The 20,754-nt window shown below is 72.7% G+C and carries 14 protein-coding genes; 7 read left to right on the top strand and 7 right to left on the bottom strand.

Features of this window, described 5'->3' with window-relative positions; genetic code table 11:
• The first annotated feature begins 201 nt into the window (after positions 1-201).
• Positions 202-1,125, top strand: a complete 924-nt coding sequence (gene lipA, locus Apa02nite_RS04770) for a lipoyl synthase (RefSeq protein WP_373872826.1) — start codon at positions 202-204, stop codon at positions 1,123-1,125.
• A 132-nt stretch (positions 1,126-1,257) separates the two neighbouring features.
• Here lipA and Apa02nite_RS04765 read toward each other — a convergent pair whose 3' ends face one another.
• From Apa02nite_RS04765 to Apa02nite_RS04755, 3 genes are all read right to left on the bottom strand, one after another.
• Complete coding sequence (locus tag Apa02nite_RS04765; protein ID WP_203823992.1) at positions 1,258-1,509, bottom strand: hypothetical protein; 252 nt, start codon at positions 1,507-1,509, stop codon at positions 1,258-1,260.
• A 287-nt stretch (positions 1,510-1,796) separates the two neighbouring features.
• The gene (locus tag Apa02nite_RS04760; RefSeq protein ID WP_239164126.1) at positions 1,797-4,751 is read right to left on the bottom strand and encodes a helix-turn-helix transcriptional regulator; all 2,955 of its coding nucleotides are present in this window, start codon (positions 4,749-4,751) and stop codon (positions 1,797-1,799) included.
• 44 nt (positions 4,752-4,795) lie between these two features.
• Positions 4,796-4,957: a hypothetical protein gene (locus Apa02nite_RS04755; protein ID WP_203823991.1), complete on the bottom strand. Its 162-nt coding sequence runs from the start codon at positions 4,955-4,957 to the stop codon at positions 4,796-4,798.
• 174 nt (positions 4,958-5,131) lie between these two features.
• On the opposite strand from Apa02nite_RS04755, the gene Apa02nite_RS04750 reads away from it, so the two are divergent.
• The 4 genes from Apa02nite_RS04750 (at position 5,132) to Apa02nite_RS04735 (ending at position 10,456) form a co-directional block, all read left to right on the top strand.
• On the top strand, positions 5,132-5,824 hold the full coding sequence (locus tag Apa02nite_RS04750; protein ID WP_203823990.1) for a DUF4191 domain-containing protein: 693 nt from the start codon (positions 5,132-5,134) through the stop codon (positions 5,822-5,824).
• Positions 5,825-5,888: 64 nt separating this feature from the next.
• Entirely contained in the window at positions 5,889-7,535 is a 1,647-nt protein-coding gene (locus tag Apa02nite_RS04745) for a right-handed parallel beta-helix repeat-containing protein (RefSeq protein ID WP_203823989.1), read from the top strand.
• 57 nt (positions 7,536-7,592) lie between these two features.
• Positions 7,593-9,014 carry a type VII secretion protein EccE gene (locus Apa02nite_RS04740; protein WP_203823988.1) on the top strand — a complete coding sequence of 474 codons (1,422 nt, stop codon included), beginning with the start codon at positions 7,593-7,595 and terminating at the stop codon, positions 9,012-9,014.
• 452 nt (positions 9,015-9,466) lie between these two features.
• Positions 9,467-10,456, top strand: coding sequence for a hypothetical protein (locus tag Apa02nite_RS04735; RefSeq protein ID WP_203823987.1), 990 nt, complete (start codon positions 9,467-9,469; stop codon positions 10,454-10,456).
• Between the two features lie 253 nt (positions 10,457-10,709).
• On the opposite strand, the gene eccCa is transcribed toward Apa02nite_RS04735, so the two are convergent.
• A complete protein-coding gene (gene eccCa, locus Apa02nite_RS04730) occupies positions 10,710-14,666 on the bottom strand; it encodes a type VII secretion protein EccCa (RefSeq protein ID WP_203823986.1) in 3,957 nt (1,318 codons plus the stop codon).
• A gap of 189 nt (positions 14,667-14,855) precedes the next feature.
• On the opposite strand from eccCa, the gene eccD reads away from it, so the two are divergent.
• Together eccD and eccB are read left to right on the top strand one after the other, a co-directional pair.
• Complete coding sequence (eccD, locus tag Apa02nite_RS04725; RefSeq protein ID WP_239164125.1) at positions 14,856-16,226, top strand: type VII secretion integral membrane protein EccD; 1,371 nt, start codon at positions 14,856-14,858, stop codon at positions 16,224-16,226.
• A gap of 6 nt (positions 16,227-16,232) precedes the next feature.
• Positions 16,233-17,567, top strand: coding sequence for a type VII secretion protein EccB (gene eccB, locus Apa02nite_RS04720; protein ID WP_203823984.1), 1,335 nt, complete (start codon positions 16,233-16,235; stop codon positions 17,565-17,567).
• A 74-nt stretch (positions 17,568-17,641) separates the two neighbouring features.
• Here the strand turns inward: eccB and Apa02nite_RS04715 are convergent, their stop codons facing one another.
• From Apa02nite_RS04715 to Apa02nite_RS50860, 3 genes are all read right to left on the bottom strand, one after another.
• Entirely contained in the window at positions 17,642-18,862 is a 1,221-nt protein-coding gene (locus tag Apa02nite_RS04715; RefSeq protein WP_203823983.1) for a S8 family serine peptidase, read from the bottom strand.
• The gene (locus Apa02nite_RS04710) at positions 18,859-19,707 is read right to left on the bottom strand and encodes an SseB family protein (protein WP_203823982.1); all 849 of its coding nucleotides are present in this window, start codon (positions 19,705-19,707) and stop codon (positions 18,859-18,861) included. The genes Apa02nite_RS04715 and Apa02nite_RS04710 overlap by 4 nt, the downstream gene beginning before the upstream one ends.
• Positions 19,708-19,862: 155 nt before the next feature.
• Positions 19,863-20,747: a hypothetical protein gene (locus tag Apa02nite_RS50860; RefSeq protein WP_239164124.1), complete on the bottom strand. Its 885-nt coding sequence runs from the start codon at positions 20,745-20,747 to the stop codon at positions 19,863-19,865.
• Positions 20,748-20,754: the final 7 nt, after the last annotated feature.

Raw genomic sequence — 20,754 nt, 5'->3', positions numbered from 1 at the left:
TCACAGCTCGCGGTGGCTCTCTCGGCCGGCGGATCGAAGCGTTACTCGGTCCCGTCATCACCGTGCCCAGGATGTTAATTTTTCTCATCCGGCAGGTGCCAACGATTTTCCGGATCAGGGTGACTGCGGTCACAGCTAACGTCACCGTGAGCCTCGTCGCCCCTACACCGCGACCGGGGGTGGCGGGCGTATCTTCGGGTTGTGACTATTGCTCCCGAGGGCCGCCGCATGCTGCGCATCGAGGCGCGCAACGCCGAAACTCCCATCGAGCGGAAGCCGCCGTGGATCAAAGTCAAGGCGAAGATGGGTCCTGAGTACACCCAGATGCGCGGGCTGGTCCAGAAAGAGGGCTTGCACACCGTCTGTCAGGAAGCCGGCTGTCCCAACATCTACGAGTGCTGGGAAGACCGCGAGGCCACCTTCCTGATCGGCGGCGACCAGTGCACCCGGCGCTGCGACTTCTGCCAGATCGACACCGGCAAGCCGGCCGAGTTCGACGCCGACGAGCCGCGCCGGGTCGGTGAGTCCGTCGCCACCATGGGCCTCAAGTACGCCACCGTCACCGGCGTCGCCCGCGACGACCTGCCCGACGGCGGCGCCTGGCTCTACGCGGAGACCGTCCGCCAGATCCACAAGCTGCTCCCCGACTGCGGGGTCGAGCTGCTGATCCCCGACTTCAACGCCGAGCCCACCCAGCTCGCCGAGGTCTTCGGCGCCAAGCCCGAGGTGCTCGCGCACAACGTCGAGACCGTCCCGCGGATCTTCAAGCGGATCCGTCCGGGCTTCCGCTACGAGCGCTCCCTCGACGTGATCACCCAGGCCCGCAAGGCCGAGCTGGTCACCAAGAGCAACCTGATCCTCGGCATGGGCGAGGAGCGCTCGGAGATCTCCACGGCGCTGCGCGACCTGCACGCGGCCGGCTGCGAGCTGATCACCATCACGCAGTACCTCCGCCCGACCCCGCGGCACCACCCGGTCGAGCGGTGGGTCAAGCCGGAGGAGTTCGTCGAGCTCCGCGAGGAGGCCGAGGCGATCGGCTTCGCCGGGGTGATGAGCGGGCCGCTGGTGCGCTCGTCGTACCGGGCCGGGCGGCTGTTCAAGCAGGCGCTCGAGGCTCGCGGCTGACCCGCTTCTCACTGGTCCTCACTGCTTCTCAGGCTTCTCGCTGCTCCTCACGCGGACGACGAAGGCCCGCAACCGCTCCAGGTCATCCGTTGCCTGGCGCAGTTGCGGGCCTTCGCCCGTTCCGGTGGGCGTTCACTTCTTGGCTTTCTTGCCCTTCTTCCCGGTGTCCTTGCTCTTGCCCTTGCCGGCGCGCTCCCGGCGGAACTCGGCGAGCCGGCGATCGGTCTCCGCCTCGGCAGCGGCCGCCTCGGGGAACATCACCGGGTAGAGGAACACCGCGAAGATCGCGATGATCGGCGCCACCCAGGCCCACCAGGGGATGCCGGAGTCCGGCCCGAACAACGCGTCGACCACCTGGTAGGCCACGTCACTGGCATTGTCCATCACCGGCCCCCGAGGGACGAACGGAACTTGTCATTCATGACGGCTCCCTAAGCTGTTGGTCGGATCCCAATATCGGGCCGCCACCAGCCAGGATTAGCCTTCCCACCCACCCCCGAAAGCTGCCACCAACCAGCAACCCGCGAGCCGGTGAAGGCACGGCACACCCCGCACCCAAACTCCCCACACAACGGCGACCCCCGGACCGCGTGGGGACTTTCGGCTCGCTCCGCACCCAAACCCCCCACACAACGGCGGGTTCCCCGGCGACGTCAAGTGGCCGGCTGGCGTCAGGTGGTGAGGAGGCCGAGGCGGTGGGCCACGGCGGCGGCCTCGACGCGGTTCGTCACCTCGAGTTTCGCGATGATGCGGGAGACGTGGACGCTGGCGGTCTTCGTGGAGATGAACAGCCGCTGGGCGATCTGGCCGTTGCTCTGCCCCTCGGCGACCAGCCGGAGGACCTCGCGCTCCCGGGCGGTGAGCACGTCATCGGCCGGCCGGGCGGCGCCGGCCGGGCGGACCCCGAGCCGGCGGGCCAGCGTCCGGACCTCGGCGAGCAGCGGCACGGCGCCCAGCCCGGTGGCGATCGTGGTGACCTCGGCGAGGGACGCGGCCGCCGCGGCACGGTCGGCGGCGTTCGCCTCGGCACAGCGGAGCAGCGCGGAAGCCAGCTCGAACGGCTGCCCGTCGACCCGCCACGCGGCCACCGCGGCGTACCACAGCTCCGCGCTGCTGACCGGCTCGACACCGCCGGGCCGCTCGGCGATGACGGGCAGCTCGGTGCCGTCGGCCAGCTCGGCCTTGACCTGGGCGGCGCCGGCCAGCTCGGCCGGGTAGCGCCGTGGCAACCGGCCGGCGGCCCACCGGATCCGGCCGGCCACCTGCTCGACCTCACCGGCGGACACCGAACCGGGCGCCGAGGTGGCCGGGCGCCGGGCGGGATCCCGGGACCGGGCCACGGTGTGTGCGGCCACGGCCAGGACCTGCCAGGCATAGCGCGGCCGCTCCAGCAGGGCCGCGTCGTGCAGGGCGGCGTCGGCCGCCGCGAGAGCGCCGGCCACGTCGTCGGCGGCCAGGGCGGCCCGGATGCGCAGCTCGTGCATCCAGAGCTTCTTCTCGCCGGGCACGTACGGCTTGCCGAACAGACCGACCGCCCGGGTGAGCAGCGGCTCCGCCCCGGGATGGCCGCGGGCCAGCCGCAACCGGGCCCGCAAGCGCAGCCACGGCAGCGCCATCAGACCGGGCGGGTCCTGCCGGGCGGCCTCGGCCAGCCGGGCGTCCGCCTCGTCCCAGCGGCCCAGCGCCAGCAGCGCCTCGGCCTGGTTGGACAACAGGTAGACGCCGGTGGTGCGGGCCAGGCCGTACCGGCTGGCATACGGAACGCCCTCGGCCGCGGCGGCCGCGGACTCCTCGTAGCGGCCCAGCTCGAACAGCACGTCGGAGACGTTGATCAGGCCGCGGGTCAGGGCCGGGTCGTCGCCGCGGGAGCGGGCCTGCTCGACCGCGGTGGTCAGCACCGGCAGGCCGTCGGCCGCGGGCAGCCGGCCGGCGCACACCTGGCCCTTGGTGATCTCGGCCCAGACCTGCGGAGCGGCGTCGCCGAGCTGGCCGGCCGACGCGCGGACGTGCTCGGAGATCCGGTCGACCTCGTCACCGTCCATGCTGGCGAACATGTACGCCACGTCGCCGAGCAGCTCGGCCCGGTCGGCCGCGGGCGGGGCCGCGGCGAGCAGACGGTACGCCTCCTTGGACTCGGCGAAACCGTCGCTCTTGCCGGCGTTGCGCAACAGTTTGGCCCGCCGCACCAGCAGCCGGGCGGCGCGCAGCGGCTCGGCGTCGGCGTCCAGGTCGCCGAGCGCGGCCCGGGTCAGGCTCAGCGCCCGGTGCAGCTCGCCGGACTCGATCGCGACGAGCGCGGCCTCCTCCAACAGGTCGAGATGGCAGGCACCGAGCAGCTCGGCCGCCTCCGGCACCTGCTCCCACAGCTCCAGCACGCGGGCGAGCAGGCTGGCCTGCTCCGCGTACGCAAAACGGCGGCACGCCTCGTCGGCCGCGTGTTTCGCCGTGACCAGTGCCCGCGGATGGTTGCGGGCCGCGTGCCAGTGGTGGGCGATCTCGGCGGGCGCCCGGCCCGGCGGCACCAGCTGCGGGTCGGCCTCGATCGCCTCGGCGTAGCGCGCGTGCAGGCGGGTGTGCTCGCCGGGCAGCAGGTCGTCGTGCACGGCCTCGCGGACCAGCGCGTGCCGGAACTCGTAGCCACCGTCCGGGTCGAACGTGACCAGCTGGGCGGCGACCACGACGCGCAACGCGGACTCCAGGGTCACCTCGTCGACCCCGGCGACCCGGGCGATCAGCTCGTGGCCGAGCTCGGCGCCGCCGACCGCGGCCGTCCGCAGCATCCGCTGGGCCGGCTCCGGCAGCAGGTCGACCCGGGAGAGCAACAGGTCGCGCAGGGTTTCCGGGATATCGGAGCAGGCCGGGTCGGCGGTGGCGGCGAGCTGCTCGATGAAGAACGGGATGCCCTGGGCACGCCTGCTGATCGCGTCCACGGTGCGCGGCGCGGGCTCGCCGCCGAGCAGGTGGCCGAGCAGCTCGGCGGTGCCCTCCCGGTCGAGCCGGTCGATCTCCAGGCGCTGCACGCCACGGACCCGCTCCAGCTCGGCCAGGAACGGCCGCAGTGGATGCCCGCGATGCAGCTCGTCGGTGCGGTAGGTGGCCAGCAGCAGCATCCGTGGCGCGCGGGCCGACCGGGCCAGGAAGCCGATCAGATCGCGGGTGGACCGGTCGGCCCAGTGCAGATCCTCCAGGACCAGCAGCAGCGGCCGCTCGGCGCTGAGCCGCGCGAAGAGCGCCCCGACCAGCTCGAAGAGCAGGCCACGGTGCGCCTCGCCGAACTCCGACGCCGGGCCGAGCTCGGGCAGCAGCCGGGCGAAATCGGACTCCCGCCCCTCGAACACCGTGCGCCCCTCGCCACGGACCAGCTCGCGCAGGGCCGCCGCGAACGGCGCGAACGGCAAGCCCTCCTCGCCCAGCTCCAGGCACTGGCCGGTGAGCACCCGGACTGGCTCGCCGGCCAGGCCCCGGGTGAACTCCTCGACCAGACGGGTCTTGCCCACGCCCGCCTCACCGCCGAGCAGCAGCACGGCCGGCTCGGCGGCGCGCACCCGGCGCAGCGTCTCGCGCAGCGACGCCAGGTCGGCCTCCCGGCCGACCAGGATCTCGCTGTGGCCGCCCACCGTCGTCATGAGGTCGAGCATGCCACGCGGGTCCGGCAGAACATTCAGACCGATCATGCCGGTCGGCACACCGGACGGGGCCGCCGGGCGAACAGCCGCCAGGACCGGTGCGGCCGTCCACCGGCGGCTTCCCGGGCGCGCCGGTAGGCGTCGGCCTCCCGGCGCAGCTCGTCGGCGTGCAGGTGGGCCAGGCTCAAATTGATCTCGGGGATCATCTCCGCGCTCCTTGCGAGTCGTGTCGTCTTCCTGCTGACATCGACTCTTCGCGCGAAGGCGGACCCCGGGCATGGGTACGCCGCCCGATATCCGGGGCCGGCACTGCCTTACTACGACGTGTCCGGGTGCCCGGGCCGCCGTAAGGTACCTGAGTCCCACTACACTTTCCGGCTATGGCAAAACCCCAGGAGAAGGTGTCGTTCGTCGAGCGCCTGAAGCAGATCGGCCAGGTGTTCACGTTCACCGCGAAGCAGGACAAGTGGTTCGTCCCACTGGTCGCCGCAGCGGTGTTGATCCCGGTCGCGCTGACCGTGATGGCGGTGCTTCTGGGTTGGGGACTGCTGTGGATCCCGGTCGGTGTGCTGGTCACGCTGCTGGCCGTGCTGATCGTGCTGAACCTGCGCTCGAACGCGGCGATGATGAACGTGGCGGAGGGCCAGCCCGGCGCCGCCGCCTCGCTGATGGAGAACATGCGTGGTGACTGGCGGGTCCGCCCGGCGGCCAGCTCGACCACCCAGTTCGACATGGTGCACGTCGTGATCGGCCGGCCCGGCGTGATCCTGCTGGCCGAGGGCAACCCGCAGCGGGTCCGCGCCCTGCTCGGCCAGGAGAAGAAGCGCCTGTCGAAGGTGATCGGCAACGCGCCGCTCTACGACTACGTGATCGGCACCGAAGAGGGTCAACTCCCGGTCCGCAAGCTGCGCACCACCATGCTGCGGCTGCCCCGCAACCTCACCGGCAAGGACGTGAACGCGCTGGACAAGCGGCTCGGCGCGCTGATGGCCCGGCCGCAGATGCCGAAGGGCGCGATCCCGAAGAACATGCGGCCCGGCGGCAAGGGCATGCGGCAGCAACGCCCGCGCTGACGCCGCCGCTCCTTCCCGGTGGCCCCCGCCACCGGGAGCGTGAACGGGCGTAAGGAGTAGCTCCGTGTCCAGCATCCTGGCGGTCCCCGGCACCTACCCCACCATCCGCGACGCGTTGGAGGTCGCGCCGGACGGCGCGGTCGTCACCATCGCCCCGGGGACCTACCGGGAACGCATCGAGCTGCACGGACGTCGTCTCACGCTGCGGGGCACCGGCGAGCCGGGCACCGTGGTCGTGGACGCCACCGGCCTGGACGGGCCGGCGCTGGCCGTCCTCGGCGGTGAGGTCACCGCCGAGGGGCTGGACCTGACGTCCGGCGAGCATCATCACGCGATCACCGCGACGAACGCCCGTCTGACCGTCCACAAGTGCCGGCTCTCCGCCGAGCGGGGCGACGGTCTGCAGGCCACCGACAACTCCACGGTCGACGCCACCGGGGTCCAGGTCCAGCGTGGCCACACCGGCCTGGTCTACTCCGGCTCCAGCGGCACGGTGGAAACCTGCGAGATCCGCGAGGTGCACGACGGGGTGGTCGTCGGGCTCGGCGCCAACCCGGTGATCCGCAGGACCACGATCGCCGGGTGTGACGGCCGCGGAATCTACATCTATCAGTCCAGCCGGCCCACCATCGAACACTGCGACGTCTCCGGCACCCGCGACGCCGGAATCGTGATCGCCAGTGGCAGCTCGCCGCACATCCGGGAGACCTTCGTCCACCAGACGACCGGCTCCGGCATCGTGATCGGGCCCGGCTGCACCAGGGTCGTCGTCGAGCAGTGCCGGGTCGAGGACACCGCCGAGCCGAAGGTCAGCCTCGGCACGGGGGCACAGGCCACCGTGACGCTCAAGGAGAGCAACCCGGCACCCCTGGCCGGTTCCGGTCAGGACGCCGCCGAGGTGGAGCGGCTGCTCGCCGAGCTCGACGCGATGATCGGCCTGATCGGGGTGAAGGACGAGGTCCGGGCGCTGATCGACGAGATCCAGGTGAACGAGTGGCGGCGCAGCGCCGGGCTCTCGGTCGGCGCGGCCAGCCACCACCTGATCTTCACGGGGGCTCCGGGCACCGGTAAGACCACTGTCGCCCGGGTCTACGGCCGCCTGCTCAAGGCGCTCGGGGTGCTGCCGGACGGGCGGTTCCGCGAGGTGTCCCGGCGTGACCTGGTCGGCCAGTACATCGGGCACACCGCGGAGAAGACCACCTCGGTGTTCGAGGAGGCGATGGGTGGCGTGCTGTTCATCGACGAGGCGTACACGCTGTCCCGGGCCGGCGGGGCCAGCGCCGACTTCGGCCAGGAGGCGATCGACACCCTGGTCAAGCTGATGGAGGACCACCGGGACCAGGTCGCGGTGATCGTCGCCGGGTACACCCGGGAGATGCTCGACTTCCTGGACGCCAACTCCGGTCTGGCCTCCCGGTTCGCCAAGACCATGGAATTCGAGAACTACGGTCCGGACGAGCTGGTGCTGATCGCCAGCCGGATCGCCGAGAACGACGACTACGTGTTCGCCCCCGGTCTCGCCGAGGCGCTGCACGAGCACTTCTCGCAGATCGAGCGGGACCGCAACTTCGGCAACGCGCGGGAGGCCCGCAAGCTGCTCGAGGGGATGCGCAAGGCGCAGGCCGGACGGCTGCGGGCCCTGGGCCGGATGCCCAGCCGGGACGATCTGACCGCGCTGGTCCTCGAGGATCTGTTGGCCGCGACCCGCTGAGCCGGCCGCTCCAGGACATAGAGTGGGATCGCTACCGGGCGCGTGGGGAGGCGAGCGGTGAATCCTGGCGAAGGTCAACCGGGGCAGGCGTACGGTGCCGCCGCGCCGTCACCGCCCGGCATCCCCCCGCACGTCGTCACTCCCCCGCAGGCGCACGCCACCGCCGCCGCCACGCCGCTGCGCCGGGTCGGTGCCCAGGCCCGCGGCAGCGTTCCGGTGCCCGCGTCCGGCGTGCCGCAGGCGTCCGCCGCCACGCCCCGGCAGATCGCCGCGAGCCAGGCCGACGCGGCCGCCGACGCCGGGGTCCGCGCGATCCCGCGCCGCGGCCAGGTCGGTCCGCTGAGCCTCACCCAGATCGTGGTCGCCGAGCTGTCCGTGCTGGCCACCGTCGCGGCCGCGCTGCAGGGTCCGCTGCCCGCGCTGATCGCCGGTGGTCTCGGGCTCACCCTGATCGTGGTCTTCTTCGCCCGGCAGCGAGGCCGCTGGTGGCTGGAGCACCGCCAGATCGCCCGCCACCATGCCCGTCGCCGCGCCGCCAGGTTGGCGACCGGTTCCGGTCCGGTTCTGGCCGCGCTGCGCACGATCGCTCCCGGACTCACGGTCCGCGACATCGAGGCCCACGATGGGGTACGAGCGGGAGTCGCCAAGGACGAAGCCGGCTGGTTCAGCGTCGTCGCGCTGTCCCCGGCTGCCCCGATGCACCACGACGCCGCGCCGATCCCGCTGGACGCGCTGGTCAGCGTGCTGGCCGCGACCGAGCAGCCGGGTGTGGTGCTGGAGCTGGTCACGCACACCGTGCCGGCTCCGAGCCCGGACGTGCACGCGTCGTCACCGGCCGGGTCGTCGTACCGTCAGCTGGTCGAGACGCTCAGCCCGGCACCGGTCCCGGCGCACCGCGAGTCCACGATCAGCGTCCGGGTGGACGCCCGGGTCCTGGCCGAAGCGCTCTACGACCACACCGCCGACCTGGAGGCCGCGGCCGCACTGGTCGCCGGCCTGGGGCGCAAGGTGGCGACCAGCCTGCGCCGGGTCGGCATCGACTGCCGGGTGCTGGACGCCGGTGAGCTGCTGGCCGTGCTGGCCCGGTCCTGCGACGTCGAGGCGGGTTCGCTGGCCGAGGGCTCCCAGGTCGACGAGGAGTGGACGCACTGGCGGTCGGCCCGGCTGGTGCACCGGACGTACTGGGTGAAGACCTGGCCGACGTCGGCCGGTGAGATCGGGTCGCTGTTCGCCTGGGCGGCCACCGCGCCGGCCGCGCAGACCAGCGTGGCGCTGGTGCTGAACGCCGCCGCCGACGGTGACGACGTGGCGGTGCGCGCGTTCGTCCGGCTGGCCACCCGGCCCGACGCCGACCTGGACGCGCTGGACCGGGTGCTGGTGGAGGGCGTGCGCCGGGTCGGCGCCGAGTTGCAGCCGCTGGACGGCGAGCACGGCCCGGCCGTCTTCGCCACAGCACCGACGGGAGGCGGAGCGGGATGAGCCATCCGGACCGGGAGGACCCCTGGCGGCCGAACCCGCCACAGGACGCCGCAGACGACCAGCCGCAGACCCCGCAACAGCCAGCCCCCCAGCAGCCCGGCCCGCCTGGTCCGCCGCAGCCGCAGGCTCCGCCTGGTGCGCCACACTCGCAGGCCCCGCCTGGTGCGCCGCAGCCGCAGGCACCGCCGCTGGGGCCGTTCCCGCCCCGGCAGGCGCAGTTCCCACCGGGACAGCTCGCCGCGCCGGGTCAATTCCGCCCGGCACAGCCCCCGCCGCCGGGACCAGCCGCGACGCCCGGACAGTTCCTGCCGACCCCAACCGCGCCACAAGGACCATTCCCACCTGCACAAACCGCGCCGCGGGGACCATTCACGCCGGGCCAGGCCGCACCGCAGGGACAGTTCCCGCAGGCGCAGACCGCGCCACAAGGACAAATCCCGCACGGAGAAACCGTGCCACAAGGACCGTTCGCGCCGGGGCAGACCGCGCCACAAGGACAGATCCCGCCGGCGCAGGCCGCGTTGCCAGGGCAGGTCGCGCCGGGGCGGGCGGTTCAGGTTCCGGCACAGCTGGGGGCGCGGCAGGACACCGTTGACGTGACCGGGCGCCGGCTGGGCGCGCCGCAACCGGCCGACGCCCCGCCGGCCGGCGCGCAGAGCCGGGCGCTCGCCGCGGCGCAGCCCGCGTACGGCCCGCAGGACGACTCACCGCCGGACGAGCCGCCCGAGGAGGACGACGACACGCGCACCGGGCCGTCCGGGAAGACCTCGCCGCTACACATCGGCTGGCACGCGATCTCCCGGAAGACGCTGCGCCGGGTGACCGTGACCCCGTCGGCCGGCGCCGGGCTGATCCTCGGCCGGGACCGGCAGAACACCCCGGTGCCGCTGCACCTGTTCGCACCCGAGCCGGTGCGCATCGCCCTGGTCGGCGGAGTGTGGGCGGCACAGTTGCTGATCTTCCGGGCGTTCGCACTGGGCGCCCGGGTGATCGTGGTGACCACCGAGCCGCGGGCCTGGGCCGGCTTCGGTGAACGCGCGACCGGCCAGTACAACCGGCTCACCGTGCACAGCAGCGATCAGGGCGCAGCGCTCACCGGCACCGCGCAGATGCCCACCCTCGCGGTCTACGACCTGGGCCTGACCGGCCCGGCCACCGCACCGCCGCTGGGACCGTGGCGGACCCAGCTGACCATTCTGCGCCAACTGGACCGGCCCGGGCTGGCCGCGCTGCAGGACGCCCAGCTGACACTGCTGCAACGGCTCGGGGGCGACGAGGCCGCGCTGGCAACGTCGACGCTGAAGCTGCGGCCGCACAGTGGACAGTTCCTGCAGTTCATGGCGGACGACATGCTCGCGCTGATCGGCGAGGGCACCGACCGGTACCTGTTCCTCGGCCAGACCCCCACCGAGCAGCAGTTCATCGGCCTGCCCCGCCGCTGACCCACCACGGACGTCTGCCCCGCGCGGTCCGCCGGGACCCGCCGCCGCGCGGGACACCTGAGGCCCGGCCGTGCCCCGGACTTCTGCTGGCTCACCGGGGTGTCTCCGCGTCGCGGAGACACCCCGGTGGCCCAGCCGGGACCCGCAACCGCGCCGCGGTCCGCAGTGGGCCGCGACCTCGCGCGAGACCACCACGGGACGCGGCTCGTAGCCTACGGACGGGCGCTCGGTATCCGTACAAAATGGGGGTTTGTCAGCGGACCGGTGGTGTCCAAGCGAGCTGGACCAACCGCGCGCCGTGTTTTCGGGTGACCATCCAGGCTCGGCCCGGTGGCAGCGTCTGCGGTTTGATCGTGCCGAACAGTGGACCTTCCTCGCGGGGGCCGGACATCATCAGGCCGGGCGAGGCGAGCTCCCGGATCCGGCCGATGACCGGGTCGAACATGGCCCGGGCCGCGCCGCCGATCCGGCGGGTGAGCACCAGGTGCAGGCCGATGTCGCGGGCCTGCGGCAGGAATTCCAGCAGGGGCAGCAGCGGGTTCTGCGCGGCCGCGGCGACCAGGTCGTAGTCGTCGACCAGGACATACAGCTGCGGGCCCTTCCACCAGCTGCGGTTGTTGAGCATCTCCGGGGTGACGTCGGGACCGGGCAGCCGCTCGCGCATCACCACGGTGATCTGGCTGATCAGATCCGCGGTCACCTGATGCGACGTGCCATAACCGATGGTGTTCTCGGCCGGGACGCAGCCGAGCAGGCTGCGCCGCAGGTCGACGAGGAGGACCCGGGCCTCGGACGGGCTGTTGCCGGCCACGATCGACGTGGCCAGGCTGCGCAGGAACGAGCTCTTACCGCTCTCGATGTCGCCGAAGAGCAGCACGTGCGGCTCCGCGTCGAAGTCCAGCCAGACCGGCTGCAGGTCGGCCTCGGCGATCCCGATCGGGACGACCGGGCCGCGCGCCGGCGGCAGCGCCTCGAACGGCAGCTCGAGCGGCAGCAGCCGGACCTTGGGGGCGGGCGGGCCGGTCCAGTGCTCGGTGGCGTGCTTGACCAGCTCGGCGACCGCGGTGGACAGGTCGTCGGCGCGCTGCTCGCGGTCGATCCGGGGCAGCGCGGTGAGGAAGTGGTGCCCCTCCGGGGTGAGGCCGTGACCCGGTGACTGCTCCGGCACGTTCACCGCCTCCCGGCGGTTGATCAGCGAGTCGGCGGGCTCGCCGAGGCGCAGCTCGATCCGGGTGCCGAACACGTCGCGGACCTGCGGGCGGACGTCCATCCACCGGTTGGTCGCGGCGACCACGTGCACGCCGAACCCGAGACCCCGGTTGGCCAGCTCGTTGACCGTCGGCTCGAGGTCCTCGAACTCGGCCCGCAGCGTCGACCAGCCGTCGATCACCAGGAACACGTCGCCGAACGGGTCCTCGGCGAACCGGCCCTGCGCGCGGGCCCGCCGGTAGGCCGCCATGCCCTCCACGTTCTGCTGGGCGAACAGGTCCTCCCGGCCCCGCATCAGCCCGTGCACCTCGGCGATCGTGCGCCGGACCCGATCGGTGTCGCGGCGGGTCGCCATCCCGCCGACATGCGGCAGGTCGGTGAGCGCACTGATCGGGCCACCACCGAAGTCGAGGCCGTAGAACTGCACCTCACGCGGGGTGTGGGTGAGTGCGAGGCTGGTGATCAGGGTGCGCAGCAGGTTTGACTTGCCGGACTGCGAGCCGCCGACCACCAGCAGGTTGCCGGACGCGCCGGAGAGGTCCAGCCACATCGGATCACGGCGCTGGTCGAACGGCTTGTCGACGACACCGACCAGGGCGTGCACCGAGCCGAACCGCTCGGCCGCGTCGACCATCAGCCCGCGGTCCGGCATCGAGATCACCGGCGGCAGCATCTGGCCCAGGGTGGGCGCCTTGTCGAGCGGGGGCAGCCACACCTCGTGCGCCGGGGCGCCGCGGCCCTCCATCTGCCGGGCCAGCACGTCCATCAGGGTGTCGCCCTGAACCTTCTCCTCGACCTCCTGGCCTTCGCCCTCCGGTTCCGGCCGCTCGTCCTGCAGCGGCGCGGACCAGTACGTGCTGAAGTCCCGGATCGGGCTGCCCGCCCGGGTGCCGCCGGCCGCCACGATGCCCTCCCGGCGGACCGCGCCGGACACGTAGGCCGCCTTCAACCGCACCAGCCCGTCGGTGCCGGCTCGCAGGTAGCCGTGCCCCGGGTGGTGCGGCAGCTCGTAGGCGTCCGGCACGCCGAGCACCGCCCGGCTCTCCATCGACGAGAACGTGCGCAGACCGATCCGGTACGACAGGTGTGACTCCAGCCCGCGCAGCCGCCCCTCCTCGAGTTTCTGCGAGGCGAGCAGCAGGTGGATGCCGAGCGACCGGCCCACCCGGCCGATCTGGACGAACATGTCGATGAAGTCCGGCCGGTCGGCGAGCAGCTCGGAGAACTCGTCGACGATCACCACGAGGCTGGGCAGCGGGGCGAGGGGCACCCCGGCCGCCCGGGCCCGTTCGTAGTCGCGCGCCGAGGCGTAGTTGCCGGCCTTGCGCAGCAGCTCCTGCCGCCGGGTCAGCTCACCCTGGATGGCCCCGAGCATCCGGTCGACGAGCGGCTGCTCGTCCTGCAGGTTGGTGATCATCGCGGCGGTGTGCGGCAGCCGGTCGAGCGAGGCGAAGGTCGCGCCGCCCTTGTAGTCGACGAGCACGAAGTTGAGGATCTCCGGGTTGTGGGTGAGCGCCAGCCCGACCACCAGCGTGCGCAGCAGCTCGGACTTGCCGGAGCCGGTCGCTCCGATCAGCAGGCCGTGCGGGCCCATCCCGTCCTGTGCGGACTCCTTGAGGTCCAGCTCGACCGGCCGGCCGTCGACGCCGATGCCGATCGGTACCCGCAGCCGGTCCCGGTTGGGCCGGCCGGCCCAGAGCGTCTCCAGGTCCACTTGATAGGGGTCGTCCTGTTCCAGCAGCTCGGCCAGCCCCATGTCCTGGGAGATGGCGGGCTGGTCGCCGAACGTCGCGGCGGACAGCCGTAGCGGCGCCAGCTCGCGGGAGAGCACCTCGATCGCTGCCGCCCCGAGCGCGTCGGCCCGGCCGACCTCGGTGGAACCGTCCATCGTGGTGCCGGTGACCGTGCCGTCCGCGGCGATCTCCAGCACCACCGAGCTGTCGTCGAGCAGCCGGGGCGGCGGGACGGACAGGTCGAGGATGGTCACCCCGGCGACGCCGCCCTCGGTCATCAGGTGATCAGAACCGGCCGTCGACCCGCCGTCGATGATCACCACGACGTGCGGGCCGCCGGGCGCCGGGCCGGACGGGTCGAACCGCGGCCGGTTGACCAGCACGTCGTCGAGCATCGCCTCGAGCGCCGGCACGCTCGGCGCGACCAGCCGGACCGGGCCGACCGCGTCGGTCTTGTCCGGGTGCTGGGCGTGCGGCAGCCATTTCGCCCACTCCCACCGGGCCCGCTGATGATCCGGCACGCAGACGCCGAGACGCAGGTCGTCGGGGGCGTGGAACGTGACGATCTGCGCGGCCAGTGCCCGGCAGAAGTCCTGCACCGCGGCGTCGGCGCCGCGCAGGTAGATGTGCGAGAAGTCCCGCAGCGCCACCGAGACCGGCAGGTCCGGCACCACCGAGTAGGTGTTGACGAACTTGCGCAGCGCCATCGCGCAGAGCGGCTCCAGCTCGTCCACCGGTTTGGTCTGCGGCGGGATCAGCCGGGTCGCCACCTCCTGGACACCGACCGCGATCCGGACCACGGTGAAGTCGGCGTCGTTGCGGCGCCGCTCCCAGAGCCGGCCGCTGTCGGCGAACGTCCACAGTGTCGCCGGGTCCGGATTGCGGTAATACAGCGCCTCGCGCTGCTGGCGGATCGTGGTGCGCAGCTGGGCCCGCAGCTGGGAGAGGTGGCGGAGGTACTGCCGGCGGGACTCGATCATCTCGCGCTTGCCCGGGCCCGAGGTGTTCGTCGCCATCATCGCGATCATGCCGAGGACGGAGACGCCGTACATCGCGCCGGCCACGTAGGTCAGCGGGCCGCCGCGCTGCACCCCCATCATCAGGCCCATCGCCGCCGCGCCGGCGCCCATCGGCAGCACCATGAGCATCCTGGTCCAGCCCTTGCCGGCCGGTGGCGGGATCTCCGGCGGCGGGTCGAGCAGCACCTCGCCGGAGGGCATCAGGGGCGCCGGGCGGCGTGGCGGGCGCTTCACGATGGTCACGGTCACGCCGGGCCTCCCCATCGCCGTCCGAATCGGGTCCTACCGCAAGAGAAGCAGGGCTTCACCCGGCGCGGCAACCCCATCCGGGTGCATTCACGGGGGCGAATTCGGGTGTGCCCCCTGCTAGTTTGGTGGCGCCGGTTCCATACAGGAGGTGACCGCGTGACTGCACCGGGTGGCCCCAGCCTCGCCCGCGTGACAATCGCCGCGCCGACCCGCCGGATGGACATCGCCCTGCCGGACAACATGCTCGTCGGCGAACTGCTGCCACATCTGCTCCGGCACGCCGAGGGCGCGCTGGGCGAACCGGCCGAGCGCAACGGCGGCTGGGTGCTGCGGCGAGCCACCGGCGCCGCTCTCGAACCGCAGCGCAATCTGGCCGCCCAGGGTGTGCGGGACGGCGAGCTGCTGCACCTCAAGCCGGCCCGGGAGGACTGGCCGGAGCTGGCGTACGACGATGTGGTCGAAGTGATCGCGAGCGGCGCGCGACGCGCCGGACGGTCCTGGGGTGCCGCCGCGACGCGCCGCTGTGGCCTGGCGGTCTTCACCGTGGCCCTGCTGGTCGGCCTGCTCGGTCTGGCGATCAGCGGCCCGGCCCGGAGCATCGCGGCGATCGTCGCGCTGGCCGTCGCGCTGGGTCTGGCGGTGGCCGGCATCCTGCTGTCGCGCGCGTTCACCGACGCGGGTGCCGGTGCCGTGGTCGCCGCGAGCGGCCTGCCCTACGCGTTCTTCGGCGGCGCCTGGCTGGCCGGCGCCACCGACCCGGCCCTGTTCGGCGTCGGCGCGCCCGCTCTGCTGCTCGGTTCGGCGGTGCTGCTGGTGCTCAGCGTGCTGGGCCACGCCGGGGTGGCCGGGCTGCCCCGGCTGTTCGTGGCCGGCATCGCGATCGCGCTGACCGGCCTGCTGGCCGCGCTGCTCACCCTCGCCGGGACATCGGGCGAGGGCGCCGCCGCGGTCGCGCTGACCGCCGCGATCGGCCTGCTGCCGGGCTATCCGGTGCTGGCCAGCTGGATCGGCCGGCTGCCGTTCCCGGAGCTGCCCAACCGGGCCGAGGACATCCTCAAGGACAAGCCGATGCCGCGCCGGGCGGACGTCTTCACCGCCGTGGTCCGGGCCGACGAGGTGCTCACCGGCCTGCTGCTGGCCGCCGCGTTCAGCAGTGTCGTGGCGATCCTCTATCTGGGCCTGACCGGCCCGGACACGTCCACTGTGCTGCTGATCGTGGCCGGCACGACCGCGCTGCTGCTGCGCGCCCGGCTGCTGGCCACCCCTCAGCAGCGCGGCCCGCTGCTGGTGGCGGGCGTCGCCGGGCTGGCCGAGCTGGGCATCGGCGCGGTCCTCGGCGACGTGATCCCGGGGCTGCTGCTGCTGGCCGCCGCGCTGCTGGCCGGTGCGGTCGCGCTGGCCGCCGCGGTGGTCTACAGCCAGCGCCCGCCGTCGCCGTACCTGGGCCGGGCCGCCGACCTGCTGGACGTGCTCGCGATCATGGCGTTGATCCCGCTGACCTGCGCGGTGATGGGCGTGTTCGACGACATCCGCGGGCTGTTCTCCTCGATCGGCGGGTGAGGCGCGATGGCGTCCCGGCGTGATCAGTTGCAGTCGTACCAGTTCCTCAACCAGCGGGTCATCTCGGCGTTCGTGATGCGCGAGACCGACCCGGCGCAGTCCCCGCTGCGCCGCGGGATCGGCGCGCTGTTCGGCGGCCTGATGGTGGCGGTGCTGATCGGCGCGGGGTTCGGCATCTACGGCATCCTCACCAAGGTCGGCACCGACCAGTGGAAGAGCGACGGCTCGGTGGTGATCGAGCGGGAGTCCGGCGCGAGCTTCGTCTACCTGCAGGGCCGGCTCAATCCGGCGCTGAACTTCACCTCGGCCAAGCTCGCCGCCGGGCGGCCCAACCCGACCGTCTACCGGATCGCCGCGAAAGCCCTCGCCGGTGTGCCCCGCGGGGTCACCATCGGCATCCCGAACGCGCCGGCGTCGCTGCCCGCGGCCGGTCAGCAGATCGGCCTGCCCTGGACGATGTGTGTGGTGCCGGGCGACGACCCGGCGTCCGCGCTGCTCGTCGGCTCGGCCGGCCCTGGCGGCACCGACCTGGGCGAACGCGGCCTGCTGGTGACCGACGGGGACAGCCAGCTCGTGTGGCACGGCCGCAAGCATCGGATCCGGGACGCCCGGACCACCCTTCCGGCCCTGTTCGGCGCGGTCGACCCGATCCCGGTCGGCATCGCCTGGCTGAACGCCCTGCCGGCCGGCACGGACATCGCGCCCCTGCAGGTGCAGAACCGGGGCGAGCCCTCCGACGACGTGGAAGGCTTCGCCAACGGTGACGTGCTGTCGGCCAAGGCCGGCGTCGACGGCAAGCAGTTCTACCTGGTGCTGCGGAATGGTCTGCTGCCCATCACCCCACTGCAACAGACCGTGCTGAACGCGAGTTTCCCGGCCGAGCCGAAGGACATCCCGAACTCCGTGGTCGCCAACTCTCCACCGCTGAAACCGGCCGCCGGCAACACCCAGCCGGAAAGCCCGCCGGAGCTGGCCGCAGTGGCAGCCGGCACCACCGCCTGCGCGATCACCCGGGTGGCCGCCACCCCGCCGTCGATCACCGTGGGCGGGGCGGCAGCCGGGCTCGCCGCGGCAGTGCCGACCGCCGGTGCCGACGGCGGGCGCGCGCTGGCCGACGCGATCCTGGTACCGGCCGGCCGGTTCGCCCTGGTCCGGGTGCCCGGCTCGGGCGGCTACCAGGTGGTGACCGATCTCGGACTCCGGCACGCGGTGCCGAACGCGGACGCGCTCGGCCGGCTCGGCTACGCCCCCGCCTCGGCGACCGAGGTACCGACCGCGCTGGTCAGCGCGATCCCGCGCGGCGTCACCCTGGACCCGGCAGCCGCTGTGCGCCCGGCCTGATCAGGGTTTTCTCTCCAGCAGCAGCGCCGGCTCGTCGTGCTCGGCCTGATCAGGGTTTCTTTCCAGCAGCCTGATCACGGCTTTCTTTCCAGCAGCATGATCGGCGGGCCCGGCTCGACCGGTTCGTCGTGCTCGGGCAGCGGCGGCGCCATGCCGGGCCGCCAGTGCTGCCGCCGGCTCCGCCGGATCGCCACGGTCACCATCAGCACCGCCAGCACCGCGACGGCGGCCAGGGCCGCGCCGGCGAACGCCACGGCCCGCCGCCGGTTCTCCGCGTCACCCCGGTCCGCGGACGGCGCCGACACCGCCGGCAGGGCCCGTCCGCGCTGGTCGGTGAGCCTCCCGGTGACCGCCGCCAGCGGATTGACCACTCCGGCGCCGAACGCGTCCCCGGTGTCCGCCGGGCTGGCCGACGCGGTCAGCAGCCGGGTCAGGTCGGCGATCGGCATCCGCCCGGACCGGTTCCGGACCAGCGCCGCCGCCGCACCCACCTGACCGGCGGCCAGCGCCGTGCCGCTCGCCTCGACGAGTCCCCGGGCCGAACCGGTCCCGCCCTGCAGGGTGGGCACCGCGACACCGGGGGCGACCAGGTCGACGTACTCCCCGCGCTGTGACGCCGGGGATATCTGACCGTTCTGGTCGATCGCGCCGACCCCGATCACGTCCGGGTAGGCGGCCGGGAACGGCGTCGGGTTGCCGTCCTGAGCGCTGCCCAGATCACCGACCGACGCGATCACCGGCACGTCACCGCCGACCGCCGCCGCGACGGCGGCTCGCAGCTCGCGACTGTCCTGATAGGCCGGAACCGCCACGACGATCACGTCGGCGCCGTTCTGCCGGGCCAGGTCGATCCCGCGGGCCAGCGCCGCGGGTGTGGCGGTGTTCTCCGCCGAGCCGGCGTCCGGCACCACGCGCACCGGCAGGATCGTGGCCCGGGCGGCGAGCCCGCTGACCGGGCTGTCGTCCGACGGAGCGGCCGCGATCACGCCGGCCACCTGGGTGCCGACGCCGGTGCAGTCGGTGTTCGCGGCCGCTCCCCCGCCGACCGCGTCGACCCCGGTCAGCACCCGGCCGGCGAGCTGCCGGTGATCTCCCCGGACGCCGGTGGCAAGGACCGCGACGGTGACGCCGCCGCCCCTGGTGAACGCGCTGACCGCGTCGATGTCGAGCATCGCCCGGGGCCACGCCGTGGTCGCGACGTCGGTCGGGGTCGCGCAGTCGGCCGCGAGCGCCGGTGCCGGGGCGGCCACCCCGAGCAGCCCCACGGCCAGCACGATCGCCACCCGCCGGTTCATTCCGGCTCCTCCGCCTGACCGAATCCGAACAGCCAAGGCACCTGCTCCGGCCCGAACTCCAGCGGGTGCTCCCCGTCCGGGTCGATCGCCATCACGAAACCCTCCGGCCAGCAGGCCACCACGAAGGAGAAATTCAATTCAGCGTACGGAGGGGGAGCCGGGTGGCTGGCCAGCAGCGACTCGAGGGAGGTGAACACCTGGATCTTTGTTTCTGATGCTGGTCTCCACGGGAAGCCCGGCTCCGCGATCTCCTCGAACTCGACCGGCCGGGTGGTCGGCACCAGCACCGTCGCGTCGAGCAGCCGTTCCATGAAGCCGTACACGTCACCGGCCCGCGCGGCGGTCGCCAGCGCCGCGTCCGGGTCCGGGTAGTGGCCGGCCGCCTGCCGGGCGCGCAGCTCGTCCTCCACGGCCACCGCCTCACCGGCCGCGGTGACCAGTTCACCCAGGACCGGGACGGTGAGGTCACCGACCGCGGCGTCGGCAAGGCTCTCCACCGGTAGATAGGCGTCGATCGGCGTACCGGGGTTGACCGCGAGCCGCCAGTCCGGATCCGGCCACTTGCGCCGCAGCTCGGCGAAGCTGGTGACGGTGTACCCGTCGACGGCGTGCCCGAACCGCCGCCCCAGCGCCTCCACCGACGTGAACACCGGCAGGAACACATGCCCGAACGCATGCACGGTGACAAACCGCTGCTCGGCCGACGGGTCCCCGGTGAGCTGCGGCAGGTACAGGTCAGCAACCGCGATCAGCTGAAAATAGGTAGCCCGTTCATCGGCCACCGCGGCCAGCACCATGGCTTCTTCCACCTCATTGGCCGGCACCCAGCCATCACTCCCGGTCACGCCGACCTCCGAAGCGTTCCCAGCAAAGCCCACCAAACCGCCGGGCCCGGCAGTCCTCCCACTCCCGGCCGCCGCGGATCCCTGCAGCAGGCGTCCTCACCAGGGCGTCGGCCGTCCGCTCCTTCACACCCACCACCCTATCGATACTGGTCGCTTTACAGGTCGAGCGGCTGACCGGTCTCCGGGTCGAGACCCATGATTTCGCGAGCCCGCACGGTGTACTCCCAGTCCGCCTCCGGCGACGCCTCCACGTCGACGTAGTGCTGGTTGTAGTCGGAGTCACCGGGATAGCGCTCCGGACGGAACGGCGTGCTGCCGGCATGTTTCGCCTGCCACTCGGCGTGCCAGGCACCCAGAGCCCGCAACCGCTCCGCCCGAGTCGGCGGCGGCTCCCGCCCAGGCACGCTGGCCTCCTGAACCCGCCCGGATCCCACACCGGCAGCAGCCATCTCTAGCAGCCCGCGGGCCCGATCGATCACACCGGGCAACACCTCTTCCGGAAAGCAGAACGCGCGCTCATGGATATGGAAGAAGAACTCGTCCTCGGGCGGATCTCCGGTGGCTAGCACCTGCTGCGCGATCGACTCCGGCCAGACCCACATTCCATCCGTACGAAAATCGCCGTCTGCCGTGGAAACCACCAGCGGTGCCCCGGCAAGAAAGGCCACCGTCTCCGCTCGTGCCTCGTCGTCGAGCCGCTGATACGCGGAGCCGGTTCCCGGCACCGCCACCCGAAGCAGGCAGTCACCCGACTGCTGGCGATCCAGCGCCCGCCGCACCGCCCGGAACCGCCGCTGCGCCACGCTCGCCAGTGCGGACGGCAACAACGGGCCCAGCAGTTCCAGCGTGCCCGGCAACTCGCCGCGCTCAGTGCGGGCCAGCATGTCCGACGTTTGCCACTCTCCGTCACGGCCAAGAATCTCGTCGACCGACCCGACCTCCGAGGTCGTGCGCCGAAGGACCCAGGACGGATCGGAGAGCGCGTCTCCGGGACGCAGCCGACCGAAGTAGACCGGCTCGGTGTCCACCCGATCAGTCATCGTCGCC

Source organism: Actinoplanes palleronii (assembly GCF_016862315.1).
Taxonomy (GTDB): Bacteria; Actinomycetota; Actinomycetes; order Mycobacteriales; family Micromonosporaceae; genus Actinoplanes; species Actinoplanes palleronii.
The sequence above is the reverse complement of the archived record's forward strand: the minus strand, read 5'-3'. Positions and strand labels throughout refer to the sequence as shown.

Coding starts and splice junctions, on each gene's coding strand:
- Apa02nite_RS04765 (WP_203823992.1), bottom strand. CDS start 1,509: ATGGACAATGCCAGTGACGTGGCCTACCAGGTGGTCGACGCGTTGTTC.
- Apa02nite_RS04755 (WP_203823991.1), bottom strand. CDS start 4,957: ATGATCCCCGAGATCAATTTGAGCCTGGCCCACCTGCACGCCGACGAG.
- Apa02nite_RS50860 (WP_239164124.1), bottom strand. CDS start 20,747: ATGACTGATCGGGTGGACACCGAGCCGGTCTACTTCGGTCGGCTGCGT.
- Apa02nite_RS04750 (WP_203823990.1), top strand. CDS start 5,132: ATGGCAAAACCCCAGGAGAAGGTGTCGTTCGTCGAGCGCCTGAAGCAG.
- Apa02nite_RS04760 (WP_239164126.1), bottom strand. CDS start 4,751: ATGACGACGGTGGGCGGCCACAGCGAGATCCTGGTCGGCCGGGAGGCC.
- Apa02nite_RS04715 (WP_203823983.1), bottom strand. CDS start 18,862: ATGAACCGGCGGGTGGCGATCGTGCTGGCCGTGGGGCTGCTCGGGGTG.
- eccB (WP_203823984.1), top strand. CDS start 16,233: ATGGCGTCCCGGCGTGATCAGTTGCAGTCGTACCAGTTCCTCAACCAG.